12 protein-coding genes are annotated in these 9832 nt (G+C 35.1%); 8 read left to right on the forward strand and 4 right to left on the reverse strand.

Annotated features, from left to right (window positions below):
* Positions 1–259 precede the first annotated feature (259 nt).
* Positions 260–631, forward strand: coding sequence for a HesB/IscA family protein (locus tag QRN68_RS21760; protein ID WP_285399150.1), 372 nt, complete (start codon positions 260–262; stop codon positions 629–631).
* A 623-nt stretch (positions 632–1254) separates the two neighbouring features.
* Entirely contained in the window at positions 1255–2415 is a 1161-nt protein-coding gene (locus tag QRN68_RS21765; protein ID WP_285399152.1) for a PepSY-associated TM helix domain-containing protein, read from the forward strand.
* Between the two features lie 154 nt (positions 2416–2569).
* Here QRN68_RS21765 and QRN68_RS21770 read toward each other — a convergent pair whose 3' ends face one another.
* Positions 2570–3019, reverse strand: coding sequence for a GNAT family N-acetyltransferase (locus QRN68_RS21770; RefSeq protein ID WP_285399153.1), 450 nt, complete (start codon positions 3017–3019; stop codon positions 2570–2572).
* A gap of 359 nt (positions 3020–3378) precedes the next feature.
* On the opposite strand from QRN68_RS21770, the gene QRN68_RS21775 reads away from it, so the two are divergent.
* Positions 3379–3780: an NUDIX hydrolase gene (locus tag QRN68_RS21775; RefSeq protein ID WP_285399167.1), complete on the forward strand. Its 402-nt coding sequence runs from the start codon at positions 3379–3381 to the stop codon at positions 3778–3780.
* Positions 3781–3860: 80 nt separating this feature from the next.
* On the opposite strand, the gene QRN68_RS21780 is transcribed toward QRN68_RS21775, so the two are convergent.
* Positions 3861–4352 carry a CarD family transcriptional regulator gene (locus QRN68_RS21780; RefSeq protein ID WP_285399154.1) on the reverse strand — a complete coding sequence of 164 codons (492 nt, stop codon included), beginning with the start codon at positions 4350–4352 and terminating at the stop codon, positions 3861–3863.
* A gap of 157 nt (positions 4353–4509) precedes the next feature.
* Here QRN68_RS21780 and QRN68_RS21785 point away from each other — a divergent pair, with 157 nt between their 5' ends.
* Positions 4510–4941 carry a MarR family winged helix-turn-helix transcriptional regulator gene (locus QRN68_RS21785; protein WP_285399156.1) on the forward strand — a complete coding sequence of 144 codons (432 nt, stop codon included), beginning with the start codon at positions 4510–4512 and terminating at the stop codon, positions 4939–4941.
* Between the two features lie 209 nt (positions 4942–5150).
* On the opposite strand, the gene QRN68_RS21790 is transcribed toward QRN68_RS21785, so the two are convergent.
* Positions 5151–5702: a hypothetical protein gene (locus tag QRN68_RS21790; protein ID WP_285399158.1), complete on the reverse strand. Its 552-nt coding sequence runs from the start codon at positions 5700–5702 to the stop codon at positions 5151–5153.
* Between the two features lie 179 nt (positions 5703–5881).
* Between QRN68_RS21790 and QRN68_RS21795 the strand changes: the two genes are divergently transcribed.
* Positions 5882–6379, forward strand: a complete 498-nt coding sequence (locus tag QRN68_RS21795) for an NUDIX hydrolase (RefSeq protein WP_285399160.1) — start codon at positions 5882–5884, stop codon at positions 6377–6379.
* Between the two features lie 162 nt (positions 6380–6541).
* Positions 6542–6871 (forward strand): YuiB family protein, encoded by a 330-nt coding sequence (locus QRN68_RS21800; RefSeq protein WP_285399161.1) that lies wholly within the window; start codon positions 6542–6544, stop codon positions 6869–6871.
* Between the two features lie 159 nt (positions 6872–7030).
* Here QRN68_RS21800 and QRN68_RS21805 read toward each other — a convergent pair whose 3' ends face one another.
* Positions 7031–7513, reverse strand: a complete 483-nt coding sequence (locus tag QRN68_RS21805) for a divergent PAP2 family protein (RefSeq protein ID WP_285399163.1) — start codon at positions 7511–7513, stop codon at positions 7031–7033.
* Positions 7514–7625: 112 nt separating this feature from the next.
* Between QRN68_RS21805 and QRN68_RS21810 the strand changes: the two genes are divergently transcribed.
* Both QRN68_RS21810 and QRN68_RS21815 read left to right on the forward strand, forming a co-directional pair.
* Positions 7626–9134, forward strand: coding sequence for a leucyl aminopeptidase (locus QRN68_RS21810; RefSeq protein ID WP_285399165.1), 1509 nt, complete (start codon positions 7626–7628; stop codon positions 9132–9134).
* Positions 9135–9200: 66 nt separating this feature from the next.
* Positions 9201–9368: a uroporphyrin-III methyltransferase gene (locus QRN68_RS21815; protein ID WP_285399166.1), complete on the forward strand. Its 168-nt coding sequence runs from the start codon at positions 9201–9203 to the stop codon at positions 9366–9368.
* Positions 9369–9832 lie beyond the last annotated feature (464 nt).

Here is a 9832-nt window from a genome sequence, read left to right on the forward strand (position 1 = left end):
TGATCGGGTAAGCATCAGAAGTGATCAGGTATCCGTGAAAAGTGATCGGGTAAGCATCAGAAGTGATCAGGTATCCGTGAAAAGTGATCGGGTAAGCCCAAGAAGGCGCCCAGCCACCACTCCAATCAACTACATAGTATACTTTTTAACAAATGTCATTCTTAACTTTTGGTAATGAGCTAAATTCTTATCGAAGCTGAATGTTTGTCATACAATAGTCAAAATTGATATGATAATAAGAAGAAGGAAGGTGATTGGGATGACAAGTAAGCAAGTAATTGAAGTTACTGAAGCTGCCATCTTTCACATTAATGAAATGATGGAGCACAATGAAGAGCAAGGATCCTTTTTACGAGTAGTTGTTAATGGAGGCGGATGCAGCGGCCTATCGTATGGCATGCATTTTGATAAAGAGAAAAAAGAAGACGATTTTGAAGATGTACAACATGGTTTAACAATTCTTGTTTCCCGTGAAGATGCGCCGATTATAATGGGGACAAAAATTGACTATAAACAATCGCTAATGGGCGGAGGCTTCACCATCGACAATCCAAATGCAATCGCATCATGCGGCTGTGGCACGTCTTTCAAAACAGCAAAACGTGAAGGTACACCTGAGGTTTGTGATTAATTAATTGAACGGACAGTAGGACTTCATGCTTACGTATGTACACCGACTAGTTGTTAGTTGGTTTTTATCGGATATTTGAATAGTGACGCTAAACTGCGCTTCTTACGTATTGAAAAACGATACGGAAGGGAGCGCTTTTTTTATGTCTGAAAACCGTTCTATTAAACGTCGTAGAGCAAGAATAGGGGCACACGTGAAAATGGAGCGATTACGATCGTTAATAGAATTGGTTTGTCTGAGGCATGGAATTATTTCATTACTGCTAATATAGGCGAAGGTATTCGAAGAAGGACATAAGAGGATTATTAGAACACTTGGCGTTATTTTACCGATTGGCTACTGGAGGATGATTAGAAGATTCGATATGTTATAGAAATCACATCGAAAATGTGCTTTGATTATATGCGTTATTTAACAGTAGAAGCGTCCACTACTTGAAAGAAATGTATTTGGAGAATGATTTTTAACTTAGCATATCCAACCTAATGAAATGATGTACTGCTACTAATTTACTAATTGATTGCTTGAATATTTATAACTATTTAATGAAAATGTAATTGTTGATAAAAATAAAAGATTTTTATCATATCTTATTGACAATGAGAATCATTCTCTTTATAGTATTGACTACATTCATAATTTCATACTACTTTTGGAAAGAAGGCATTTATATTAAAACACGTAGAATCATCTCAAAAATTCATTTATGGCTTAGTATGCTAGCAGGGGTTTTTATAGTACTAATTGGCTTAACAGGAAGTTTGCTAGTCTTTGAACCTGAACTAAACAGCATGCTGCATCCTGATCTGTATAAAGTAACAGAAGGAGAAAAAGTTACGTACCAGGAAGCCATGCAGGTTGTATCAGAAGCATATCCAAATGGTCAAATTGACCGTGTATACACTCCAAGTGAACCAAACGCTCGAGGTGTTTATCTATTCCGCCTCAAAGAAGGAGAAGAACAACAAAACATATTTGTCGATCCAGGAACAGGATACATAAACGGAACATTAGGGGATAAAGCATTTTTTAATCTAATAGCGGAGTTTCACGAAAAGCTTCTGTTAAAAGATTTTAATGGTGAGCAAATCATCGGTACGATTGGATTTATATTCTTTTTTATTACATTATCAGGATTATATTTATGGTGGCCGGGGATTAAAAAATGGACACGTGGGTTTATTTTAAGACGTAATGCTGCCAACCCTTATGTACGGCAATATGATCTTCATAAAGTCATTGGTGGAGTTTCCATTCCATTTTTATTGGTTGTTTCGTTAACAGGAGCACTTTTTGCGTATGATGAAATGATTTTTGGTTGGTTTGGTGCAAAAGCAAAGGTGATGCCTCCAGAAGAGCAGCTTATCTCAACTCCCCTTCCAGGTGGTAAACTTCCATTTGATGAATTGATAAGCAATGCTGAAAAAGCAGTACCTCAGGGAACACTTATGCAAGTTAGAATACCCGGAGAAGTGGAAAAAGGAACACCGGAAGGCGCAGTGGAATTTCGTCTCAGCCGTTCATTCGATCCAGGGAATGGAAATGTAAAAGTATGGTTAGATCAGTATAGCGGAAAAGTAGTGGGCAAGCTAGATCCACATGTTAATAGTGGGCTTACGTATCAAACATGGCACTTTCCATTACATACCGGTAGTTTTGGTGGTTTATTTACTAAAATTTTGTATGCTATCGGTGGTCTTACTCCATCTATACTGATGTTCACTGGTGTTTATATGTGGTGGTATAAGAAAAAGAAAAAGAAAACGAATAAGAAAGCAAAGTAAATAAAAAGAGCGCAGCCAATTATTACTCGGCATGCGCTTTTTCTTCGTCATGAGATTACTAATATCACAATTTAAAGCTTTAATGAGCGTTGTAGGGAATAAGAAAGGTTATGTTGAAATTTTTGGAGTTGAATCTTTCAGCATCAATAAAGATTTATAATTTCTTTTCAAAAAAGGTTAAAGATAATTGTTCATTTACTGTAACTTCTTTAGTTTTTTCAAAGCCATTCTTTAGATAGAAATTAACTGCAGGAGTGTTTTTCGAACCGGTCGCTACTTCTACTTTTTTAACATCAAAATTACTTATTGCGAAATTTAAAAGAAGCTGGGCAATTCCTTTTCTAAAATGCTTTGGATGTACAATTAATCTATGGATATTAGCAACATTATTATCTACTTTTAATGATATTGCGCCGCAAAGCTCTGTATTTTCATAATACCCAAAGAAAATTTCTTCGCATTTTAGTAATGTATCAACGCTATCTTTCAATGGTGGTATTTCAGAGTATCCGATTATTTTAGCTTCTACCTCATAAGATGGTATTTGAATAGATAATACATCGTTAGCGATATTTCTATTACTAATGTCAATTAATTTAATCAATGTAATCCCTCAATTCAATTATTATCCTTAAATTTCAGCTTCGTTAATGACAGAATATTGATTCTATTGAAAAATATAGCATAACATATTTGTAATTGAAATCAGTATAGTAAACGTGTAACGAATGAGATTGATAGTAACAAGTACCGATTTGAACTGAATCGTACGACATTTAGAATGATATTTAAAACTTGTGATTGTTGTTTTTTCAACCATCAATTTCTTACCATCCTAATAAAAATGAATTGAATATAGTTAATGTGTCATTAAAATGTATTATATATAACACAAGTAGGTAATGTGGTGAATTTTTGCTTATTTATTACTTGTAAATTAAATAGTAAAGGAGTTGGATCTATATTCACAAATTTACCTTAACATCAGGGGCTGTTGTGTTAAATAAACAAAATAAAATACTGCTGAAAAAGGATCCGATTAGGGGTTGGGAGTTGCCAGGTGGATGTGTTGAAATAAATGAAACAATTAAAGAAACAGTTATTAGGGAAGTAAAAGAGGAAACTGGAATTGAAGTCGAAATTATAAAATTTTGTGGTGTTTCACATGAAATAAAAAATAGTATTTGTAATATGTGGTGGCTAGCAACTCCGATTGGCGGGGAGTTACAAATAAGTTTTGAAAGTTTAGAAGTGGGATTTTTTGATATTGAGGATGCTTTGGTAGTAATAGAAAATGAAGATTTTAAACACGAATTATTACATTGCTTAAATTGTGGAGTAGAACCTTTTTGTATTTCTTTTTGAATTTAAAATTCATTTTAATAGGAAACAAGCCACGATTATTTCTTCTAATCGTGGCTTGTTAATGTACTAATGATTCACAGTTAGTGAAGCTGTGTTAATACATATTCGTAAATTTCATCTGATGATTTATTGAGAGCTATGGAGAACTCTGAAAAAATGGTATCTTGTAAAGATTGCAGTAATTTCTCTTCTTGGTTAGGGAATTTTTTTTCAATCGCACTATATTCGAGCTTTTTTCGTAACAATGTGTTTAAAAGGTTTGCTTGTTTTTGGCGATTACCAGATTTAATTATTTCTAGATGAAATCTCAATCGATTAGTGTTTTGTTCAATCCATTCGACGCCAGGTGATGTGAATGAATGTAAAATTTTGAGGGCTTCTTCTTTTTTAATAATGTCTCTAAGGTGTTTTTTGGAATTGTCAATAGGGGTATGAATGACTAATTGTGGTTCATTTAGTGGTTGTAAAACGTAATAAGTTTTAGTAATGTCGTTAAAGGTTTGTTCACAAATATCTTCAATAGAACAAAGTCCATGTGATGAATAAATGACTACATCGCCAACATTGTACATGTATATTCCCTCCAACAAACTTTTTTGTCAACTTAGTTGACTAAAATAATTATAAGCAATTAAAAGAAATTTGTCAACTTGATTGACGATTACTGTTGTTTTTTTGTATATTAATAACGAAAAATATGGAATGAGGGTGAACTAGCTGAAGGACAAATTGCAGAATCGAGATGTAATTGATTTGTTGAGCGAACGTCACGAACTACTTCGAAGACTTGCTGAAGAGAAGTGGAATAAACATCATAGTATTTATATTTCAAACTCAGAATGGTATATTTTGGGTAGAATTTATAAAAAGGAACTTATGATTTCAGAAGTAGCTAAGGATGTTGATTTTTCAAGACAAGCAACCCATAAATTTATTAAAAGTTTGGAAGCAAAAGGATTAGTGAAGGTTATCAATGTCGAACATAGTAAAAAACATAAAGCAATTCATATGACTGAATTTGGTCAAGACTGTTTTGAAAAGAACGAACATTATAAAGCTGAGATTGAACAACAGCTGATCAATACTATAGGAGAAGATCAAGTGACCAAATTAAAAAAAATATTAAAGCTTAATTGGAATTTGGAGCATTTGAAAGCATAAGATTCTTTGGATTTAGTGATGCAAACGAATATACGAATGAAAAAAGTAATACACTATTTGGGGAAAGTAGACCAAATACTGCTGCGAAAAAAGTTGGCAAGCCTCTCTCGTCCTATGCGAAAGAGGCTTTTTTTGGCGCTGGTTTTAAAAACTAAAAAATTCAGGATAGAAAATGAGCAGTTGATTTTCCTTAGATTTTAACCCAGTAGTTACTCTACCTTCTCACGCTCTACGAATGTAGCGCCATTTTCATTTGCTAAATGGTAAATGGCGCTTTTTTCCTCTCCGCCAAATTGCCCGTTTTCTTCAATGACAAACTTTTCGTTATTTTTAGTTTGAAAATAATAAGTGCCTACTGTACCTACTTCATATTCATAAATGACTTCTTTAATATCCGGCCATTCATATGTGGTTTGATGATGAAATTCTTTAAAAATAATTTGTGTTTTCTGTATAGCGATATAACTTACAAGAGAAAAATAGCCTAAAACCAGACTGCTCATAATTACTATAATCGTAATCAAATAGGTGTATTTATTTCTTTTGAATCCAAGCATGATGAACGTTAAAATAATTAATGCGATTGCTAAGAAAAGCATAGTGAAGTTGTTTGTTGGCGTAATCAGCACGATATTATCTCTACTAAAATAAAATGTTTGAGAAATAGTTAATGGCAACATGAAAATAATAATGGGCGATATTAAAAGTAATACGATCGCCGTAATAAAAAACTTTGTACTAGGTGATAGTTCATTTAACAAAAACTCTCCTCCTTTGAAATGAGGGAATATTCAGTCATTGTAACGAGTGTAACATAATTACAAAATTGGTGTACACGAGTATTTTATGACTAGCACTGTGGAGTAACCATAAAATTCTGAATTAATACTTCTATATATGGAAAATAGGCCGTTATAATAGTGTTATAGAGGTGATGATGATGAGAAAAGATAGAGGAAAAGTTTGGTTAGGTGTAGCAGGGGTTACTGTAAATGAGCTAGGTCAATGGCTAGTTGTCAAAAAGGCTTATAGCGGATTAAAAGGAAGATGGTCATTACCAGCTGGTTTTGTCGATGCTGGTGAAACCGTGGATGAAGCGGTTGTTCGCGAATTAAAGGAAGAAACAGGTATCGATTGCTATGTATCTGGCTTAATCGGTTTTCGAACGGGTGTAATTCGTGGTGACATTAGTGATAATATGGCGATTTTTTATTGTCGGATGAAAGATGAGCAACAGAAGATTTGCATTCAGGAAAATGAATTATTAGAAGCGAAATGGATGTATCCAAAGGAGCTTGCACAGGATGAAATGACATCAGTTATGTTAAAGGAAATGGCAGCCAACCAATTTGAAAGGCACCAATTAGAGGGAATTGAAGGTATTAATCCAGGGGATGTATTTGGATATTCTTCTTATAGATTGTTCTTTAAAAAATAATGTGACAGAGGAAGAGCTTTGCCCCAAGGAGCGTCTCCCAGTAACGGAATGTACTTAATGATTTTCCTAAATATGACGAACAAGCGAAATCAAGGATATGTTCATTGAAAGCGTTGTAGTAATCATGTAAACTAATGAGAGGAAAACGGAGGTTATACATACATGGATGGTCCAGTTTCAATAGTACAGTTAATCATTTCAATTTTGTTATTTTTCGTCATGTTCTTTGGTATCGGATTTTTATTGAATATGCTTCTACGAATGACATGGTTAATGGCGATAGTGTATCCAATTGTAGTTATCTTTATTGTCGATGAAGTAAGCTTTTTTGATTATATTTTCAAACCAGGTTCCGCATTTCCAGCACTTTTAGATAAGTTGCAAGCACTGCAATTTGTAGATATTGCTATTTTATCTGGTGGCTTTGCAGGCTCAATTGTAGCTGGAATTGTCATGATTTATTTACGTAAAAGTGGATATCGAATGTTTTAACTTCTTTCAGTGGGTGTCCAAACATCCGCTGATTTTTTTTTGAATGTTTCCGATAAATCTTGAAAAGTTTCCGATAAAACTCGAAATGATTCCGATAAATCACAAAAGTGTTCCGATAAACAAAAAAACACAGCCTCGACAGGAGGATGTGTCAACTTTTCACAAAATAAACTGGTAGGTTATGATGGCGATAAAAATTCCAGTTAGTGCCCCAAAAAATACCTCACTCCTTTTATGCCCCAACAATGTTTTTAGCTCTTCCATTTTTTCCTGTCCATCCATTTGCGGCCATTTTTTAAAATCATGAAGCAGTAGTTGAAAGTCCTTACGTAGTTGATTTAAAACAGCTGCATGTTGACCTGCCTGATAGCGTACTCCACTCGCATCATACATTACGATAAATGAAAACATAGCGGCTACGGCAAAAATTGGGGAATCTAACCCTGTTTCATAGGCAACAGAGGTTGTTAGTCCTGTTACGGAAGCGGAGTGTGAGCTAGGCATACCTCCAGTGGAAGTGATTAAGCCCCAGTTAATTCGTCTTGTCATTAAAAAATGAATAGGGATTTTTACAAACTGTGCAAAGAGAACGGCAAAGAGGGCGACGAGTAAAGGGGTATTTTGAAGTAAACTCATAATCATCACAACCTTCACTTATAATTGCTTTTATTATAACATTCATTATTTTCTAAAAGCCAAATATTACGTGTTTTCTGAAACTTAGGTATAATAAATATTGAATGGAGGAATTTACATGCATATTGTAAAAGAAGCAAAAACATTTGAAACGATTTCTACTGAGGTGTTAGTAGTAGGGGTCACTAAACATCGTGAGCAAATGCAGGATTGGGCAAGCTTCTCATCATTTTATGGAGAATCACTTGATGCGTGGCTTAGTGCAGGGGACGTATCGACAGAGCTAAAAAGAATTACGAAATTGCCATTCGTGAAAGTCCACTCAAATCTTAAACGCATTTTATTTGTTGGTTTGGATGAACGTAAAAACTTAACAGAAGGTGATGTTCGTGCAGCCTTTGGATTGGTCGGTAAGGAACTTAGAGCCTTAAAAGTTAAAGAATATTCAATTTGGCTTGAATCGTTTACGACAGATACTATTACTGTGGCAGATGTTGCGTTTTTAGCGGGTGAAGGAACAGGTCTTGGTTATTATTCAATTCCTCATTACAAAACAACTTCCAATGAAGTAGATAAGCGAATTGACGGTGTTCATCTTGTGACTACTGTTGATGACATAGATGAGGTAGTGGCAAGCTTTGAAGTTGGTGTTATTTATGCAGATGCAGTGAACGAAGCACGTAGCTTAATCAATTTACCACCAAATCTACTTACAGCGAAAGATTTAGCTAATTATGCAGAATCTCTAGCAGTGGAGTATGATTTTGAAGTTGAAATTTTAGATAAAGCACAACTAGAGGAACTAGGTATGGGCGGTATTTTAAGTGTCAATCAAGGCTCCTATGAAGAACCTCGTTTAATAACATTAAAGTATAAAGCGACTGAAAATTTTGAAGATCCAATTGGCCTTGTCGGCAAAGGGGTTACGTATGATACAGGTGGCTATTCCTTAAAGCCAAAAGATTCAATGGTAGGCATGAAGGGCGATATGGGCGGTGCGGCAGCAGTACTAGGTGCCATGAAAATCATCGGCGAATTACGTCCTAATAAAAATGTCGTAGCCGTTATTGGTTCTACTGATAATATGGTATCTGGCACAGCGTTTAAGCCAGACGATGTCATTACGACATATAGTGGTAAAACGGTAGAAGTTTTAAATACCGATGCTGAGGGACGTTTTGTATTAGCGGATGCTACTACATATGCTAAGCAACAAGGTGTTACTTCCCTTATCGATGTTGCAACGTTAACAGGTGGAGTGATTACTGCACTTGGGATGGATAAAACAGGTGCGCTTTCTAATGATGATGAATTCTTTGCGGCTTTCATGGAAGCTTCACAAGAGACGGATGAATTTGTATGGCGTATGCCTTTAACAGAAAGTGATAAAAAACGAATTCGTAAATCAGATGTCGCTGATTTAAATAACTCTCCTGGTCGTGATGGACATATGATCTTTGGTGGAGGCTTCGTTGGTGAGTTTGTTGGTGATACACCATGGATTCACTTAGATATTGCAGGAACATCAGATGCTATTGCTGTACATGACCTAGGCCCAAAAGGTGGTACAGGTGTAATGGTACGTACACTAGCAAACTTTGTGCAACGTTTAGGAGAAGAAAAATAGAGTAGGCAATATACATGTGATATATGTATCTTCCTTCATACGATAGAGTAAAAAGGGAGGTAGCATATGTCATTTTTCGGAGGTTACCCAGGAGGAGGCTTTTGGACTTTCGGTGCGCCGTTTTTTGGAGGATTTTTAGGAGGGTTACTTGGAACGCAATTTAATCAATATCCATACTATCCACCATACCCACCGTATCCACCATATAGACGGCATCGTTATAGACCGTATTAATTCGAATAAAATAAAGATGCAAACCAGCTGTCGGTAACAAAATCGACAGCTGGTTTTTTCTTTAATAATAATAGCCATTTTAATATTTCCTAAATAAACTAAGTAAATAACATTTATTTGGAAATAATGTTCCGGCTGGGGCATCCGATGAGCCGCTTCGCTCCATGGTCTCATCTGTGATGCTGTGATGAGCCCTTTTGGAATAACAAAAAATTGAAAGTGTGTTGTGATCGAATGAAAATCATTTGCTAAGTATTAAATAAATCGTTGACAGAATAAAACGAATTCTTTATTATTCTTATTATATTACTAAGAATTAAAAAACGAAGCTGACTAGTAAACTAGAGGCTCATATTATTCACAGACTGCTATGCCTATGGATAATATGAGCCTTTTTATCTTCATTCAGCAATGGTTTAACTGTGCGAAAGCGAAGCGACAGCAACAATTGTTTAACTGTGCGA

The sequence above is a fragment of the Lysinibacillus sp. fls2-241-R2A-57 genome (assembly GCF_030209535.1).
Taxonomy (GTDB): Bacteria; Bacillota; Bacilli; order Bacillales_A; family Planococcaceae; genus Lysinibacillus.

Bases quoted from the DNA above. Each gene is read 5' to 3' on its own strand.
- QRN68_RS21780 (WP_285399154.1), bottom strand. From the start codon at position 4,352: ATGTACAATGTTGGCGATGTAGTCATTTATTCATCACATGGACTTTGT.
- QRN68_RS21815 (WP_285399166.1), top strand. From the start codon at position 9,201: ATGTCATTTTTCGGAGGTTACCCAGGAGGAGGCTTTTGGACTTTCGGT.
- QRN68_RS21805 (WP_285399163.1), bottom strand. From the start codon at position 7,513: ATGATTATGAGTTTACTTCAAAATACCCCTTTACTCGTCGCCCTCTTT.
- QRN68_RS21760 (WP_285399150.1), top strand. From the start codon at position 260: ATGACAAGTAAGCAAGTAATTGAAGTTACTGAAGCTGCCATCTTTCAC.
- QRN68_RS21810 (WP_285399165.1), top strand. From the start codon at position 7,626: ATGCATATTGTAAAAGAAGCAAAAACATTTGAAACGATTTCTACTGAG.
- QRN68_RS21795 (WP_285399160.1), top strand. From the start codon at position 5,882: ATGAGAAAAGATAGAGGAAAAGTTTGGTTAGGTGTAGCAGGGGTTACT.
- QRN68_RS21800 (WP_285399161.1), top strand. From the start codon at position 6,542: ATGGATGGTCCAGTTTCAATAGTACAGTTAATCATTTCAATTTTGTTA.